The sequence below is a fragment of the Halorubrum sp. CBA1229 genome (assembly GCF_003721435.2).
Classification (GTDB): Archaea; Halobacteriota; Halobacteria; order Halobacteriales; family Haloferacaceae; genus Halorubrum.
Genome location: NZ_CP054585.1, coordinates 1874288 through 1889498 on the forward strand (window position 1 = coordinate 1874288; position 15211 = coordinate 1889498).

The 15211-nt window shown below is 68.6% G+C and carries 15 protein-coding genes; 7 read left to right on the top strand and 8 right to left on the bottom strand.

Annotated elements, in window-relative coordinates:
* Positions 1 to 46: 46 nt before the first annotated feature.
* From Hrr1229_RS09305 to Hrr1229_RS09315, 3 genes are all read right to left on the bottom strand, one after another.
* Positions 47 to 1609 carry a PGF-pre-PGF domain-containing protein gene (locus Hrr1229_RS09305; RefSeq protein WP_123113160.1) on the bottom strand — a complete coding sequence of 521 codons (1563 nt, stop codon included), beginning with the start codon at positions 1607 to 1609 and terminating at the stop codon, positions 47 to 49.
* Between the two features lie 341 nt (positions 1610 to 1950).
* On the bottom strand, positions 1951 to 2274 hold the full coding sequence (locus Hrr1229_RS09310; RefSeq protein ID WP_158606064.1) for a hypothetical protein: 324 nt from the start codon (positions 2272 to 2274) through the stop codon (positions 1951 to 1953).
* A gap of 259 nt (positions 2275 to 2533) precedes the next feature.
* On the bottom strand, positions 2534 to 3181 hold the full coding sequence (locus tag Hrr1229_RS09315; RefSeq protein ID WP_148041752.1) for a hypothetical protein: 648 nt from the start codon (positions 3179 to 3181) through the stop codon (positions 2534 to 2536).
* Between the two features lie 449 nt (positions 3182 to 3630).
* Between Hrr1229_RS09315 and Hrr1229_RS09320 the strand changes: the two genes are divergently transcribed.
* Together Hrr1229_RS09320 and Hrr1229_RS09325 are read left to right on the top strand one after the other, a co-directional pair.
* Positions 3631 to 4221, top strand: a complete 591-nt coding sequence (locus tag Hrr1229_RS09320; RefSeq protein WP_123113158.1) for a transcriptional regulator — start codon at positions 3631 to 3633, stop codon at positions 4219 to 4221.
* The gene (locus Hrr1229_RS09325) at positions 4218 to 5108 is read left to right on the top strand and encodes a hypothetical protein (protein ID WP_123113157.1); all 891 of its coding nucleotides are present in this window, start codon (positions 4218 to 4220) and stop codon (positions 5106 to 5108) included. Before Hrr1229_RS09320 ends, Hrr1229_RS09325 begins: the two co-directional genes overlap by 4 nt.
* A gap of 23 nt (positions 5109 to 5131) precedes the next feature.
* On the opposite strand, the gene Hrr1229_RS09330 is transcribed toward Hrr1229_RS09325, so the two are convergent.
* The 4 genes from Hrr1229_RS09330 to priS are packed head-to-tail and all read right to left on the bottom strand — an operon-like array spanning position 5132 to position 9331.
* Positions 5132 to 6376, bottom strand: a complete 1245-nt coding sequence (locus Hrr1229_RS09330; RefSeq protein ID WP_123113156.1) for an MBL fold metallo-hydrolase — start codon at positions 6374 to 6376, stop codon at positions 5132 to 5134.
* Positions 6377 to 6401: 25 nt separating this feature from the next.
* Entirely contained in the window at positions 6402 to 7082 is a 681-nt protein-coding gene (locus tag Hrr1229_RS09335) for a DUF998 domain-containing protein (protein ID WP_123113155.1), read from the bottom strand.
* 9 nt (positions 7083 to 7091) lie between these two features.
* The gene (locus Hrr1229_RS09340; protein WP_123113154.1) at positions 7092 to 8171 is read right to left on the bottom strand and encodes a hypothetical protein; all 1080 of its coding nucleotides are present in this window, start codon (positions 8169 to 8171) and stop codon (positions 7092 to 7094) included.
* Positions 8171 to 9331: a DNA primase small subunit PriS gene (priS, locus tag Hrr1229_RS09345; protein WP_123113153.1), complete on the bottom strand. Its 1161-nt coding sequence runs from the start codon at positions 9329 to 9331 to the stop codon at positions 8171 to 8173. Before priS ends, Hrr1229_RS09340 begins: the two co-directional genes overlap by 1 nt.
* A gap of 486 nt (positions 9332 to 9817) precedes the next feature.
* On the opposite strand from priS, the gene Hrr1229_RS09350 reads away from it, so the two are divergent.
* From Hrr1229_RS09350 to Hrr1229_RS09360, 3 genes are all read left to right on the top strand, one after another.
* The gene (locus tag Hrr1229_RS09350; RefSeq protein ID WP_176329389.1) at positions 9818 to 9964 is read left to right on the top strand and encodes a hypothetical protein; all 147 of its coding nucleotides are present in this window, start codon (positions 9818 to 9820) and stop codon (positions 9962 to 9964) included.
* 530 nt (positions 9965 to 10494) lie between these two features.
* Entirely contained in the window at positions 10495 to 10770 is a 276-nt protein-coding gene (locus tag Hrr1229_RS09355) for a PadR family transcriptional regulator (protein WP_123113152.1), read from the top strand.
* A gap of 361 nt (positions 10771 to 11131) precedes the next feature.
* Entirely contained in the window at positions 11132 to 12472 is a 1341-nt protein-coding gene (locus Hrr1229_RS09360) for an aminotransferase class III-fold pyridoxal phosphate-dependent enzyme (protein WP_123113151.1), read from the top strand.
* Positions 12473 to 12493: 21 nt separating this feature from the next.
* Here the strand turns inward: Hrr1229_RS09360 and Hrr1229_RS09365 are convergent, their stop codons facing one another.
* Positions 12494 to 13147, bottom strand: a complete 654-nt coding sequence (locus Hrr1229_RS09365) for a non-canonical purine NTP pyrophosphatase (RefSeq protein WP_123113150.1) — start codon at positions 13145 to 13147, stop codon at positions 12494 to 12496.
* Between the two features lie 117 nt (positions 13148 to 13264).
* Between Hrr1229_RS09365 and Hrr1229_RS09370 the strand changes: the two genes are divergently transcribed.
* Both Hrr1229_RS09370 and Hrr1229_RS09375 read left to right on the top strand, forming a co-directional pair.
* Positions 13265 to 13681, top strand: coding sequence for an SHOCT domain-containing protein (locus Hrr1229_RS09370; RefSeq protein ID WP_123113149.1), 417 nt, complete (start codon positions 13265 to 13267; stop codon positions 13679 to 13681).
* 125 nt (positions 13682 to 13806) lie between these two features.
* Positions 13807 to 15165: a 5'-deoxyadenosine deaminase gene (locus tag Hrr1229_RS09375; RefSeq protein WP_123113148.1), complete on the top strand. Its 1359-nt coding sequence runs from the start codon at positions 13807 to 13809 to the stop codon at positions 15163 to 15165.
* Positions 15166 to 15211: the final 46 nt, after the last annotated feature.

A 15211-nucleotide genomic window follows, 5' to 3' on the forward strand; every position in this document is an offset into this window, starting at 1 on the left:
TGCCTCGCACCGCCCGACTCGTCCCGCCTAAATCGCCCAGACGCGGTCACCGCGGCGCGCGCCGGACCAGGACCAGCGTCGCGAGGACGATCGCGACGAGCGCCGCGAGCCCCGCGAAGTCGGCGAGGTCGAGGGTCGACAGCTCCGTTCCCGCCTCCCCGTCGCCCGTCGCTCCCGCTCCGTCCCCGTCGCCCGCCCGTCCCTCCCCGGCGTCGTCGCTGTCGCCTCCGTCGCCCCCGCCGCCCGCGTCGTCACCCACGCGCGGCTCGGTCCCGGCCCCGTCGTCTCCCGCGCCGTCCGCGCGCTCCGTCACGGTGACGGACCCGAGGCTCGGCTCCCCCTCGCCCGCCGTCTCCGCGACCGCGTCGCCCGCGAGGACGAGGTCGTACTCCCCGGGCTCGTCGAACCGGACCGTCACCGATTCGGTCGCCGTCGCGCCCGGGTCCGCGTCGACCGCGACCGCCTCGTCGCTCGCGACCGCGCTCCCGCCGGCGGTCTCGACCCGGACCGTCTCGTCGCTCGCGGGGGCCGGCCCGCGGTTCTCGACGTCGACCGCGACCGTCAGGGGCTCGCCCGGCGCGACCCGGTCGTCGGAGAGGCTCGCCTCGGTCGGGGCCAGCGACGGGCGCTCGGCCGCGACCGCGAACGCGGAGAACCCCTCGGTGGCGGCCCGGAGCCTGACCGTCTCGCTCCCCTCGTCGACGACGCGCATCTCGGCGCGCTCCCAGCCCGCGTCGGTCTCGCGGTAGACGGCGAGGCGCTCGGGGGCGACCCCGGCCGCGGCGAGCCGGTCGCGGTCCACCGCGATCTCGGCGGTCGCCTCCGCGATCGGCTGGCCGGGCTCCGCGAATTCGACCGCGTAGTACCCCAGGGGGTCAACGCCGGGCGGTGGCGGCGGCGCCTCCGCGGGCCGGTCGCTCAGCCCCCGCACCGCGAACTCGACGTCGCCGGGCGACTCCCGGACGAACGTCAGCCGGTCGAGCAGGATCGCGGGGTCGCCGACGCGGAGCCCCCGCAGGTCGACCGCGGTCTCCTCGCCGCCGCCGACCGATCGGAGCGTCACCTCTCGGACGCTCGGGGACGGGCGATCGACGGAGACGATCGGGCCGGTGGTGGGGCTCGGGTCGTCGTCTTCGTCGCCGTCGTCGCTCGGACCCTCCCCGCCGGGCGGTTCCTCCGGCTCCGCGACTCTGGCGTGGACCGAGATCTCGTCGATGAGTCGGTCGCCCGGTACGACCCCGGCGACGCGGGTGTCGATCCGGACGCCGACCGGGACGGCGTCGTCCTCGGGCGTGAGCCGCGCCGCCCGCTCGGGGCTCTCGACCGGCTCGCCGTCGACGACGAAGGTGACGCCCGTGCCCTCGTGTTCGATCCACGCCTCGGCGGTCGCGTTCCCGTCGTAGGTGATATAGAACAGCGCCTCCTGGGCGGCGAACGCGTCGACGTTAACCCCCTCGGCGTCGATCCGGGGGTTGTCTTCGGTGACGTCGATCGCGAGTTCGCCGTCCTCGTCGAGGTAGGCGTAGGGGTTGTCGCCGGGTTGGAGGGCGACGTCGTCGGTGATGGGATCGGCGGGCTGGTCGAGGACGACAGCGCCGGTGGAGATCACAAGGAATAGCACGAACCCTAGAACCGCTGCGGTAGACGCGATCCCAGAACCACGGACCCGCGGCATCGTAGCATATATGTAGGTATTAATTTATAAACAATCGGCACACACACCGGTATTGAGGACTGCTTGATGCTTCAGTTATGATATAAAATATGGTTGTCTGAATAGTACTTGTGGTTCACATCGGATGTAATCTAACAATTGATTACTCGTCAGTTAGACTTTCCTCATCGTCAGTACGTAAAGTCGCTATCGCAGCGTTGACTCGGTTCTTTTCATCCGAGCTAATCGGGATCTCTTCACCGATGTTTTTGCAGTCGTCTAATTCAAGTGTCATTTTATATTGCCTCCGCTGAGACGGTTATTTTTTGATCGATATCTAAGCCTGCATTCCCGCTACCGTCAACAAAAGCAACAATCCCGTACGTCTCGGCTTCACCGACTGCGAGCTGGACTATTGGGAAATTTGATTGCGGAGTCGTCTCAGGGACGATAACGAAGAGGAGAGTATCGTCTCCGTCAGTTCTTACAAACGCCAGCGGCGAGGGCGTTACCTCCACTGCTTGTGACCCCGAGTTCTGAATCTCAAACACCGCCTCAGCGACAAAGAACGAATTGGGATTCAATCCGTTCCCAGCAAGGTTCTTGTTATTGCTCGTCAAGTCGATATGAAATAGGCCGTTGCTATTGTTAATATATCTCCCATTATCAGGGCCAGGAACCAACGAAAGGTATCCCTCTGAGTCTGACTCAACGTCGATTGTTACGCTACGATTCACAGACCACTAGTAAATGCGCCGGTTCCAGTAGCAATCGCCCCACTAGAGACTGTAGTACCTACAACTGCCAGCATTTTCCGACGAGTAGATTGTTCCATAGTATAATATTTGGTCTTTCTACGCTAGCCGTTTGACGATTAGGTTAGTTGGCGTCGCCCTTGATAATCACACTCCCACTGTAGTTGCTGTTTGGATCATTACTGGTTGCGATGGCGAAGTTCAATCTGACTGACTCACCAGGTGCGAGCGTATTGTTGCTCTGAGGCGCCACTTCGACGACGGGTCCACCAAAGTTATCCGCCTCATTAAGGGTTGGATCAGGGTCGCTACCTGCACTAAGGCCCCTAATTTTTGCAGGATTGGCACCCGTACCATTCTCACCATCAACACTGACGTCAATAGTCTGTGGACCTTGGTTAGTCACCGTAATAAGATCGTCAAATTCGTACACAGCGTTCTTATTAAGGCCACCACCGTAGTCGCTACTACTTCCTTCTATAGCCGTGTTATTTTGGTCCGACTGTAGATTATTCTGAATTCCATTAAATTGGATAATAAGCACGTCATCATTAGTATTAGTAGCCTCGTTCTCCGGACCCTGTAGCCGAGCGTACGCATCCCCGTTAGCAGTATCAGCTGGCTGAGGGCTGAGGTAACCCTGAACGTCGTCTTCAACGTCGACAGTGACCTGTCGGTCAACCTCTGCGCTCGTAAACGCACCAGTCCCCGTTGCAGCTGCCCCGCCGGCAGCGAGCGATCCGAGTCCGATCACGAACTTGCGCCGTTCCATGTCGTATCTCACCTGTGTTCACGCACCCCGCAGCCCGGGCATCCGGGCCGGGAGCGCTCGGATAACCCATACGGGGCATGGTACTTCGTTATGAAATTCTCGACACGATCACGCGCCGGGCTCGATAACGCGACGTGAGCGCCTCGATACGGGTCGACCGCTCCTCGCGGCCCGTATCGAGCCGTCCTTGAACCCGACGTGGAGACGCTGAAGCCCGCGCCTGAATCGCCCGCCGCGTCTCAACGACTCCCTGAAAACCCGTGAGGACCCCGCTCCGCGGCTCAATCGCCTCTCGAGGAACTAACGAGCCGAACGTGTTTTCATCATATTTCTTAATTTAACAGGTTAATTATCCAACCTATTTATGGTAGACACAATCACACATTACGAGCGAAAATCGCCGGTTCGAGGAGGGGGATCCGCCGGCGCAGAACCAGGTGGTCACATCGATGCTCTCTACAGCGACAACGACATACGGGGCGGGGCGAAACGGCGGCGGCGAACTGTCCGAAGACGAGATCTTCAAACTGCTGTCGAACAGGCGCCGCCGGTTCGTCATCCACGCGCTCAAGCGCGCGGAGGAGCCAGTCGCCGTCTCCGAGCTCTCCACGCGCGTCACCGCGTGGGAGCGCGACGTCGACCCGGACGAGGTACAGTACGAGGACCGCCGGAACGTGTACAGCACCCTCCAGCGTACGCACTTACCGAAGCTGGAGGAGAAGAACGTGGTGACGGTCCACGAGGAGGAGAACCTCGTCGAGCCGACGGACGAGCTGGAAGAGCTCGACATCTACGTCGAGGTCCTCCGGAGCACGGAGATCCCGTGGAGCCTCTACTACGTCGGGCTCGCGGGCCTCGCCGTCTCCCTCACGGTCGCCGTCGCCACCGGGACGCCGGGGTTCGCCTGGCTCGAAGCGCTCGACGTGGGGGTGTTCACCGCCACCGCCTTCGGGCTCTCCTCGGCCGCGCACCACGTCATCGGACGCCGGACGCGCCTCGGCAACACCGAGAAACCGCCAGAGCTCCGCAAGCGCAGATGAGCACCGCGACCCGGTCGCCGCCGGCCCGGATGCGCGCCCTGCGTACGCTGAGCCTCGTGCTCGCGTTCACGGCCGCGGTCGGGCTGATCTTCGGCACCGCCGGGTTCACCGCGATGGAGGCCGACCGCGGGCTCGCGGTCAACGTCACCAACGACACGAGCGCGTACCTCGGTTACGAGCCGCTGACCGACGAGGTCCACGACGGGGAGTCCACGCCCGTCGTCGAGTACCGCAACCAGTTCGGGAGCGACCTCGACGAGTTCGACGTCAACGTCTCTATCGCGGACACCGGAGCGACAGCGGCGACGATCGAGTCGGTCGAGACGCCCTCGTCGCTCGATCGGGGAGCCGCCCTCCCGGTCAACGTCACCCTGCACTGCTCGGAGGAGGAGCCGGTCCCGCTCCTGTTCGAGGCCGACGGGAGCGGCGGCGGCGTCAGCGTCTCGCTGGACCGCACCCACACCGTGACGTGCGTGCCGAAGGGACCGACGGTGACGGGGGTCGAATTCAACGACGGGGCGAACGGGAACGTCACGGTCCAGAGCGCGAACGGATTCGTCGATGCGACCGTGTGGATCGCTGAGAATCCCGCCGACGGCGTCGACGAGCTCGGGAAGGTGACGACGTTCGACGGAGATGACCGGCTCGACACCGCCGAGAAGATTCGGTCGCAGGTCGACGACCCGCCGGAGAACTGGAAGATCGCCGCCGTCGAGTTCCCCGGACAAGGCGTCACCTACGTCCACCCGGGCTGGGACGCCGGCGACTACGAGAATCCCTCCTCGGGTGACGGCGTCGAGTACGAGGGGGCCGTCGACGAGGAGTTCCTGCTGAACGCCTCGGTCGATGGCAACGAGGTCGTCGCCGAGAGCGGGGACGGCGACTGACCCCCACTCCCGGTTCGCTCCTTTTATACATCGATCCGCTCGCCGATCGCGGGCGCGCTCGCCGCGAACCCGTCCTCACGCAAGTCCTCGGCGAACGCCTCGCAGCGGTCGCCGTGGTTCACCAGCACGCGCGCCCCCCGATACGAGTTCAAGAACGACTCCAACCCCTCGCGGTCGGCGTGCGCGGAGAAGTCGTACGACTCCACTCGGGCGCTGACGGGGCGCACCTGCCCGTTTATCGCCAGCCGCCCGTGCTCCTGGAGCTCGCGGCCGGGCGTCCCCTCGACCTGGTACCCCGTCAGCGTCACGAGGTTCGTCGGGCTCCCCCGGATCTTCGGGAGGTACGAGTGGACCGGGCCGCCCGCGAGCATCCCCGAGGTGGTGATTATCAGCTCGTTGTCGGCGGCGATCCGCTCGCGCTGGCCGTCGCGGCCGGTGACGAAGCGCGCGGCGCCCTTCGCCCGGCGGAGCGCCTCGGGGTCGCGCAGGAACTCGGGGTGCCGCCGAACGATCCGCGTCACCTCGATCCCCATCCCGTCGACGTACGGGGTGATGTCGTTCGCGTCGGCGACGAGCATGAGCTCCTGGGTCCGCCCGATAGCGAAGGCGGGCGCGACGACGGTCCCGCCCTCCCAGATCGTCGTCTTCGCGCTCTCGGCCCAGCGGTCCTCCACGGCGCGGCGGTCCTCGTGGGTCACGTCCGCGTACGTCGCCTCGCAGATCACGGCGTCGGCGTCGGGCCGCGCTGTCGTCCCCGAGACGAGCCGCTGGTCGTCGGTGTGGAAGTCGCCGGTGTACAGCAGGCGAGTCTCGCCGTCGTCGACGAGGACGTGCGCGGACCCGGGGATGTGCCCGGCGTTGCGAAGCGTCACCTCGTACTCCGTCCCGCCGGCTTCGACGGCGAACGGCTCCCCGTAGGCGCGGCACTCCTCGACCTCGCCGAGCCGCGCGACGTGCTCCTCCGAGAAGAGACACAGCGGGCTGTTCCCGTGCAGCTTGAGCGTGTCGCGCGCCAGTGTCCGCGTCAGGTCCGCGGTGGGCGGGGTCCAGTGAATCGCCGGCCGCCGGTCGCCTTTTAAAAGCGCGGGCACCGCGCCGGCGTGGTCGAGGTGGCCGTGCGAGACGACGACCGCGTCGGGCTCGGGGTCGCGGACCGGGTACTGCGGCGGGTCCGCGGTCAACAGGCCGTAGTCCAAGAGCAGCGCGCCGTCGACGAGGACCGCGCTCCGACCGACCTCGCGGGCGCCGCCGAGGAACTCGACCTCCATTACCGGGCCGTAGCCGCCCGCGGCGTTAGTGCTCGTCGGTCCCGGACCCGTCGCTCCCGCCTCCGTCGCTCCCGCCTCCGTCGCTCCCGCCTCCGTCGAGCCGCGTCGCGACCGCCTCGAGGACCGGTGCCGGCCCGAGGAGCCACACCCACGCGGCGAGGAAGAGCGCGCCCGGCAACTCCGGCAGCGCGAGCCCCGTCACCGGCCACCACCCCGCGACGAACGTCGCCCACACCGCGACGTGGGCCGGGACGAACGCGAGGGCGATCCGCCCCGTCGCCCTCCCCTTACGGACGACCCCGTCGACGGCGGCGGCGACTGTGACCAGGGCGTAGAAGCCGACGGCGGACGGGCCGTGGAGCGGCTCCGTGAGATCGAAGGCGCCGACCCCCGCCATCGCGGCCATCGCGAGCCCGAGGGCGACCGCGCGGAGCGCGCCGGCCCGGGAGTCGAACACTCGCCCGAGTTCGACCGCGTACCCCACGCCGGCCGCGCCACCGAGGATCAGCCCCCAGTTGAAGACGGGCGCGCTCGGCTCGCGGACCCCCAGATCGGAGAGCGCGTCGCTCGTCCACGAGAACGTCGGGTCGAGGAGAATCGCGGCCGCGATGCCGCCGAGCGCGAGGACCGTGGCCGCCGCGCCGAGGGTCCGTGCTCGTCGGGTCGCCGCCGCGTCCGGCCCCCTCGCCGCGGCGTCGGCGCCCATCGACGGGGGTCAGTCGAGCCGCTCAGCGGCGTTCCGCTCGACCAGGGGCTTCGCGTTCTCGACGGGGAGGGTCACGACGTCCTCGCTCGCGAGGTCGTACTCCCGCTCGTCGACGCCGAAGATGGCGCCGACGTCGCGGGTGATCCGGACGGTCGCGCGGTCGTCGATTCCAGAGTCGGGCTCGGCGCCGGTCTCGGTGGGCGCGCCGGCGCCGTCGCTCGCGCCACCGGCCGAGTCAGTGTCGCTCGCGGCCCCTGGGTCGTCGATCCCGGGCGCGCCGGGCGGCGCGGACTCCGGCGGGACCGCGGTCGGGCCGCCGTCGGTTGTGGCGCCGCCCGGGGTACTCTCCGCGGTGCCCTCGCCAGCCTCGCGGCCCGACGCGTCGGTCGGCGGGGGCGCGTCCGACCCCTCCGCGGTCCCGTCACGGGCCGCGTCCAGCGCGTCGGCGACCCCGTCGTCCGCGCCGCCCATGGCGCCGGCGAGCGCGTCGGCGACCTCGTCGCCTCCGGCCTCGGCGGCGGTCGTCTCGTCCGCGGTCTCCGGCTCGGGCGCGGGCGGGACCGGGTCCTCGCGGGAGTCCGCCGCGACTCCCTCCGTCGGGTCCCCTCCCTCCGCGATCCCGTCAGTCGTCGACTCGGATACGGGCGGCGAGTCGGACTCGGGGACGGGCGTCGGGTCGGACGCGGACTCGTCCACCGACACCTCGCCGGAGAGCACGTCGAGCACGCTCGATTTGTTCGCCTTGATCCGCTCGACGAGGTCGTCGAACAGCCGGCGCTCCTCGGTCGTCATGCCGTCGGCGTCGACCGACATGTCGGCCGCCGCGAACGACGCGAGCTTGACGACCTTGCCGACGCGGCGCTCGTACAGCGCCTCCGCGACCTCCTCGGCCGTCTCGACCTCGTCGGAGAGGCGGCGGACGTCGTCGTCGGAGAACGGCTTGTCGACCTGCTCGGCGCGGCGGTCGCGGGCCGCGCGCAGGTCGGCGACGTAGGCCGCCACGTCGTCGTAGAAGGAGTCCCGCAGGTGCTGGAGGCTGTCCTTGCGGCGTTCCTTCGCCTGGGCCGATCTGAGCTCGTCGAGGTTCATTATTCGGGTGCCTTCCGCGCCTCGCCGCGGGCCATCAGGAAGACCCCGGCGAACTCGGGCACGGTGTTTCTACCGGATTCAACTCTAACGCGCTCGCCGTTTAATTCTACCGTCCGATCGGCGTCGCTCTCGATCCGGATCTCCCGGCCGACGAATCGGTCCGGCACCGCGTCCCGCAGCGGGTCGAAGTCAGCGAGCTCGTCGCGCTCGATCGGCGTGACGACGAGCCCGGAGCCGCCGTGGAGGGTGCCCGGGAGCCGGATGAGCCGCCGCGTGTCCGTGGTCACCGGCTCGTCGATCGGCGCCGTGTCGGTCGCGGCCACGCGCGAGGCCAGCGCGGAGACGAGCCGGCGCACGCCCGGCCCCCCGGCCTCGACGTTGCCCTCGCGGACCGCGGTCGGGTTCCGGTCGAACGCGCCGAGGATCGTCTCCGCGCGCCCCTCGCCGATCCCCTCTAACTCCATCAGGCGCTCGCGGGCGTCGTCCTCGTCCATGTCGCGGAGGTCGTCGGCGTATTCGACGAGCGCCTCGTGGACCCGGGCGCCCCACCCGCCCTCGGTGCGGAGCACGCGCTTCGTCGTGCCGCGCTCGGAGACGGTCCGGATCAGGCCCTCGGTGTCGAGGTCGATCGCGCGGACGTAGTCGACGATCTCCCGGCGCGCCTCGCTGTCGAGCTCCCGCACGCTCTCGTCGCGGACGTGGACGTGGTAGCCGCGCCCGCCGGAGAAGACGACGGTGAGGTCGTCGAAGGCGAAGTCGTCGTCGAGGAAGTCCAGCAGGCGCAGGAGGGCGTCTTTACACTCCGCCAGCATCTCGGGGTACGAGGTCGCCTCCGGGTCCACGCCGGGGAGGTGGTCGGCGTCGAGGTCGAAGATCAGGTCGGCGGAGCGCCACCCCTTCCGCGACATCGTCGAGGCGCCGGGGTCGTCGTAGCGCGCGGCCGAGAAGTAGGCGTGCCGGGGCGCGTTGTCCGCGAAGAACGTGTCGACGTCGCCTAAATCGTACAGCGACTGGTGGCGGACCATCGTCGTTCCGGAGCCGGGCGTCCACGGGATGTGGCCCCACTCGCGGAGGTTCGCGTCCGGCGGGAGCGACGGCGACGCGCGGCGGTAGTAGTCGCCGAACCGCCCCTTCAGGTACTCGCGCGTCCGGTCGTCCATCGTCTCATCGGGTACCGGCGGTCGACGTATCAACGTATCGTTCGCGGGCGACCTCGGGCGACCTCGGGCGGCCGAACAGCGACGATTTATAAATAAACAGGGCGGTGGCGCGCGCCTCCGAGCGGCCGGAAGGCCGCGCGGAGCGCGTGCGAGGGAGTCGGACCGGCGCGGCCGCGCCGGTCCGACGAGGCTGGGGAGGTGTGAGGTGCGGTTGCGGTGCGGGCGGGACTCAAAGGGGCAGTCGCGAGGGCGAAGCACGCCGCAGCAAGCACTGGAAGGAGCGAACGAAGTGAGCGACTGAAGCGCGCAGCAAGGCGCGCGAGCCGTCGCGGCTGGGGCTTTGGAGGTCTTCACAGTCGATCCGCAGTCAGCTATTTATAAACGAGGAGCTGGGGCTTTGGACGTATTCCCCGCCGATCCGCATCACGCCTCGTGCACGTCGTCCTCGGCCACAACCCTATCCGGGCACGCACCGTACCCGCGTCCATGCGCTCCGAAGACGAGATCCGCGAGCAGTACGAGTTTCTCCGCGAACAGCTCGACGACGAGGAGATGTCTCACCGTGGCGTCGAAGAGCTGTTCACTCACTACAAGCGCGCGCTCGGCTGGGTGCTAGAGGAGGAGCACATGTGAGTCGGACCGCCTGTCAGTAACCTACGACTGAAGCCGTGGGCTTCCTCCTTGTTCCTCTGTGACAGCCCCGCCACACAGTTTCGACCCCCGTAACATGTTGTCGATAGAACACCTGTGGCGGTCCCTCGTTAGCTTTATCAATCCGAACCCTGTACTGTCAGGTGACGCTTCGTCTGGAGGGCCGAAGCGTCAGCGGGGACCAATCGGCCGCCCGACGCGGCTTTTTTCCGCGTCGGGCGCGCCGGCTTTCTGCTTCCGACACGCCCGCACGTCGCGAGCGACGCGACCGATCCGACTGACGCGATTGACTCGATCGATCTGACCGACCCGGGAGACGGGTCTCCGTGTCGACCTATCAGTTTCCGGACGTTCGGTCAGGGACGCGATTCGGCCCGAATTGCGTCGCCATAGTTGATCTACTGACAGAACCGAACCGAAGAAATCGGCTGATTACACGGGTTGGAGCGCGGATCGAGGTCGTTTGTAACGGTATATTTATTTATTTAGAACAGGAATGTACGAGCAGTTGCATGTACGACCTCACGGGTTTTCAGCGTGACCTGCTCTACGTGATCGCCGGTCTGGACGAGCCGCACGGGCTCGCGATCAAAGAGGAGCTGGAGGACTACTACGAAAAGGAGATCCACCACGGCCGGCTTTACCCCAACCTCGACACGCTCGTGGAGAAGGGACTCGTGGAGAAGGGCCAGCGCGACCGCCGCACGAACTACTACACGCTCACCCGCCGCGGCCGACGCGAGATCGAGGCCCGCACCGAGTGGGAGACGCAGTACGTCGACCACTGACCGGTCGGTAGCGTCGTCGGTCTCGGTTCTCGCTCCTCTCCACCGCCCGCTCTCTTCGTTCTCCCCTGCCCCTCACTGCCTCTCGCCCTCTTCTCAGCCTCTCGCCCTCTTCTCAGCCTCTCGCCCTCTTCTCAGCCTCTCGCCCTCTTCTCAGCCTCTCGCCCTCTTCTCAGCCTCTCGCCCTCTTCTCAGCCTCTCGCCCTCTTCTCAGCCTCTCGCCCTCTTCTCAGCCTCTCGCCCTCTTCTCAGCCTCTCGCCCTCTTCTCCGCCTCCCGTCGCGTCTCGCGAACTGCAGTTGGAGGTTTCTCCAACGACCGAGCGATCGCCTCGGCTTTATTCCGCGGGCGTGCGACGCGTCACCATGGATCGCCACACGGCCACGCCCGACGTCACGGACCTCCCGGGCGATCGCGCGCGAGAGTGGGTCGACTACCACCACGAGTCGGCCGCGCCGAGCACGTACGTCTACGAGTTCGTCTGGGACCGCACCGCGCCCGCCGAGGGCCCCTTCTGCACCGACGTCGACGGCAACGTCCTCATGGACTTCACGAGCCACGTCGCCGCCGCGCCGCTCGGCTACAACAACCCGTTGATTATGGAGCCGCTCTCCGAGTTCGACCTCGTCGACCCGCTGAAGATCGCGGGCCAGGACTTCTACGTCGCCGGCGGCGAGTCGCCCGGCGACGGGCTCCCGGGGTCGTCCGGGCTGATGGAGCGGCTCACCGAGGTCACCGCCCACTACGACATGGACACGGTCTTCCTCTCGAACTCCGGGGCGGAGGCGGTCGAGAACGCGATCAAGATCGCGTACGACGACTCCGGCGGCGCCAAGCACGCGATCACGTTCGACGGCGCGTTCCACGGGCGGACGCTCGGAGCGCTCTCGCTCAACCGCTCCAAGTCCGTCTACCGCCGGGAGTTCCCGGAGATCAGCGGCGTCCACGACGCCCCGTTCTGCGAGGACCGGTCCTGCACCCCCGAGACCTGCTCGTGCGGCTTCTTCGCGGGCGGCGTCTCCCGGCTCCGCGAGAAGCTCGACCCCGAACGCGGTCACGTCGACCCCGACGACGTGGCGTACCTCATCCTCGAACCGATCCAGGGCGAGGGCGGCTACCGGTTCCCCTCCGACGCGTTCACCGACGAGATCGCGGCCTTGGTCGACGAGCACGACATCACGCTGATCGCCGACGAGATCCAGTCCGGGGTCGGCCGCACCGGGGAGCTGTGGGGCGCCGACCACTACGCGCTCGAACCGGACGTGATCTCCAGCGCGAAGGGGCTCCGCGTCGGCGCGACGATCTCCCGCGAAGACGTGTTCCCCGAGGAGACGAGCCGGCTCTCGTCGACGTGGGGCGCCGGCGACGTGCTCGCCTCCGCACAGGGCGCGCTCACGCTCGACGCCATCCGCGAGCACGACCTCATGGACAACGCCACCGTCCGGGGTCGACAGTTCAAAGAGACGATGCGCGACGCCGACCTCCCGGGCGTGACCGACGTCCGCGGGAAGGGACTGATGCTCGCGGTCCAGTTCGACTCGACGGAGCGCCGCGACGCGGTCCTGACGGGGGCGTTCTCCCGCGGGCTGCTCACGCTGGCGGCCGGTCACGACGTGCTCCGGGTCCTCCCGCCCCTCGACGTCACCGAACGCGAGATCGAACTCGGCTGCGACCTGTTGACCGCCGCCATCGCCGACGCGGCCTGAGGGGACGCCCGAGCGGCCACCTCACCGCTCCGCGTACCACTCCGCGAACTTCTCCAAGGCGCGGCCGCGGTGCGACACCGCGTTCTTCCGGTCGGTGTCCATCTCGGCGAACGTCTCGCCGTCGTGCTCGAAGATCGGGTCGTAGCCGAAGCCGCCCCCGCCGCGCGGCGCGACGATCCGGCCGGGGACGTACCCTTCGAACAGCTTGACGGGGAGAGGCTCGGCGTCGTCGCGCTCGCCGGCCGCGTCCGCGTCGCCGTCCGCGTCCGGACCCGCCGCGGCGGCCGCGTTCCGGTCCCCGCGGTCGACCGGGTCCGGGCTCGCGGCGAACTCGTCGCCGTCGCAGTAGCCGAGCACGCAGCGGAACGCGGCCCGGCGGTCGTCGAGGTCGGCCGCGATCTCGTGGACCCGCTCGATCCCGAGCGTCTCCTCGACGTACGAGGAGTACGGGCCGGGGAAGCCGTCGAGCCCCTCGACGAACAGCCCCGCGTCGTCGACGAGCACCGCCCCGCCCGCGTGGCGGTACGCCTCCCGAGCGCCGCGGGCGGCTATCGGTCCGAGCTCCGCGGCCTGTATCTCCGGGTAGTCGAAGTCGAGCCGCTCCACCGAGCCGTCCGGGAGGTAGCGCTCCGCCTCGCGCACCTTCCCCGGATTCGTCGTCACGTATCTGAGCACGGATCCGCGTGGGAGCGGCCGGAACGAATAGCCGTCGGTCGCGGTCGCCGCCGCGGTCGACCCGATCGACGGACCGCCGGCAGTACGTTTTTGGTGATTCGTCGAAATCCCCCGCGTATGTCCCTCCCGACGTTCGAGAAAAATCGGCTGATAGGGCTCGTTGCGGTCCTCTCGTTCGGGCTCACCTCGTTGTTCGCCGTCCTCCTCCCGGGGGCGCTGGGGCCGCTGATCCCCGCCACGTTCATCCTCGGCTTCTTCGTGATCATCCCGCTGGTGGCGCTGCTCGGCGAGGACTTCCCGCTCGTCGAGTCCGGGGAAGCGGCCGGTGAGTCGGTCTCGGCGCCCGCGACGACCGGGGATCCCCTGGAGACGCTCCGTGAGCGGTACGCGACCGGCGAGATCGGCGAGGAGGAGTTCGAGCGCCGACTCGACCGACTGCTGGAGACCGAGGAGTTGGAGGGGCGAATCGACGCCACCGCCGCGGACCGACGCGAGTCCCGCGACCGCCGCGAGCGCGAGACGGAACTGGAGTAGCGGACGGGAGAGCGCGGGGTCGGTGACGGAGCGCGGCGTCCGCGTCGCGGGCAGCCGACCCGCCCGCCCGCCGCCGCCTCGCGAGGGACACCCTCTTAAGAGGCGACCGTTAGGAACGGACGGACATGCTGATCGCCGGAACCGTCATCGCCGACCCCGCGACCGTCGTCCCCGACGGCGCGGTCGTCGTCGAGGGCGCGACGATCGCCGCGGTCGGCGACGCCGCCGCCCTCCGCGAGGAGTATCCCGACCACGAGCGCCGCGAGGTCGACATCGTCGCGCCCGGCCTGATCGGCGGCCACGTGCACTCGGTGCAGTCGCTCGGACGCGGGATCGCCGACGACGCCTCCCTCCTCGACTGGCTGTTCGACGCCGTGCTCCCGATGGAGGCCGCGATGGACGCCGAGGCGACCCGCGCCGCCGCCGAGCTGGGCTACCTGGAGTGCCTCGAATCGGGGACGACGACCGTCGTCGACCACCTCTCGGTCAATCACGCGGAGCAGGCGTTCGAGGCCGCGATCGAGACCGGGATCCGCGCGCGGCTCGGGAAGGTGCTGATGGACCGCGACTCGCCGGACGGCCTGCTGGAGGGCACCGACGCCGCGCTCGCCGAGAGCGAGGCGCTCATCGAGGAGTACCACGGCGCCGCCGGCGGGCGGGTGCGCTACGCGGTCACGCCCCGCTTCGCCGTCACCTGCAGCGAGGCGTGTCTGCGGGGCTGCCGCGAGCTCGCCGACCGCCACGAGGGCGTGACGATCCACACTCACGCCAGCGAGAACGAAGAGGAAATCAGGGCGGTGGAGGCCGACACGGGGATGCGGAACGTCCTGTGGCTCGACGAGGTCGGGCTCACCGGACCGGACGTGACCCTCGCGCACTGCGTGCACACGGACGAGCGCGAGCGCGAGGTGCTCGCCGAGACGGACACGGTCGTCACCCACTGCCCCTCCTCGAACATGAAACTCGCCTCCGGGGTCGCCCCGGTCCACGACTACCTCGACCGGGGGATCGCGGTCGCGCTCGGCAACGACGGGCCGCCCTGCAACAACACGCTCGACCCCTTCACCGAGATGCGGCAGGCGAGCCTCCTCGGGAAGGTTGACGCTCGCGACCCGACCCGGCTCCCGGCCGCGACCGTGCTGGAGATGGCGACCACGAACGGCGCGCGCGCCGCCGGCTTCGACCGCCTCGGCACCCTCCGCGAGGGCCAGCGCGCGGACGTGATCGGGCTCACCGCCGACCGCACGCGCGCCACGCCGGTCCACGACCCGCGCTCCCACCTCGTGTACGCCGCCCACGGCGACGACGTGGTCTTCACCATGGTCGACGGCGACGTCCGGTATGACGACGGCGAGCACGTCGGGATCGACGCCGACGCCGTCCGCGAGCGCGCCACCCGAGAGGCGAAGCGCGTGGTCGAGGCGGCCGGCATCGACGCGGCCGAATCGTCGCTCCTCGCGGGCGACGCCGCCGACCGTTTATAAACGAACGCGGCTGGCGCCCGCAAAACGGGCTTGATCCGCGCAAACT

What these genes read in the sequence shown, in the direction of transcription:
- Hrr1229_RS09320 (WP_123113158.1), top strand. Translation starts at nt 3,631, where the DNA reads ATGCTCTCTACAGCGACAACGACATACGGGGCGGGGCGAAACGGCGGC.
- priS (WP_123113153.1), bottom strand. Translation starts at nt 9,331, where the DNA reads ATGGACGACCGGACGCGCGAGTACCTGAAGGGGCGGTTCGGCGACTAC.
- Hrr1229_RS09370 (WP_123113149.1), top strand. Translation starts at nt 13,265, where the DNA reads ATGTCCCTCCCGACGTTCGAGAAAAATCGGCTGATAGGGCTCGTTGCG.
- Hrr1229_RS09375 (WP_123113148.1), top strand. Translation starts at nt 13,807, where the DNA reads ATGCTGATCGCCGGAACCGTCATCGCCGACCCCGCGACCGTCGTCCCC.
- Hrr1229_RS09325 (WP_123113157.1), top strand. Translation starts at nt 4,218, where the DNA reads ATGAGCACCGCGACCCGGTCGCCGCCGGCCCGGATGCGCGCCCTGCGT.
- Hrr1229_RS09330 (WP_123113156.1), bottom strand. Translation starts at nt 6,376, where the DNA reads ATGGAGGTCGAGTTCCTCGGCGGCGCCCGCGAGGTCGGTCGGAGCGCG.
- Hrr1229_RS09355 (WP_123113152.1), top strand. Translation starts at nt 10,495, where the DNA reads ATGTACGACCTCACGGGTTTTCAGCGTGACCTGCTCTACGTGATCGCC.
- Hrr1229_RS09360 (WP_123113151.1), top strand. Translation starts at nt 11,132, where the DNA reads ATGGATCGCCACACGGCCACGCCCGACGTCACGGACCTCCCGGGCGAT.
- Hrr1229_RS09335 (WP_123113155.1), bottom strand. Translation starts at nt 7,082, where the DNA reads ATGGGCGCCGACGCCGCGGCGAGGGGGCCGGACGCGGCGGCGACCCGA.
- Hrr1229_RS09340 (WP_123113154.1), bottom strand. Translation starts at nt 8,171, where the DNA reads ATGAACCTCGACGAGCTCAGATCGGCCCAGGCGAAGGAACGCCGCAAG.
- Hrr1229_RS09315 (WP_148041752.1), bottom strand. Translation starts at nt 3,181, where the DNA reads ATGGAACGGCGCAAGTTCGTGATCGGACTCGGATCGCTCGCTGCCGGC.
- Hrr1229_RS09350 (WP_176329389.1), top strand. Translation starts at nt 9,818, where the DNA reads ATGCGCTCCGAAGACGAGATCCGCGAGCAGTACGAGTTTCTCCGCGAA.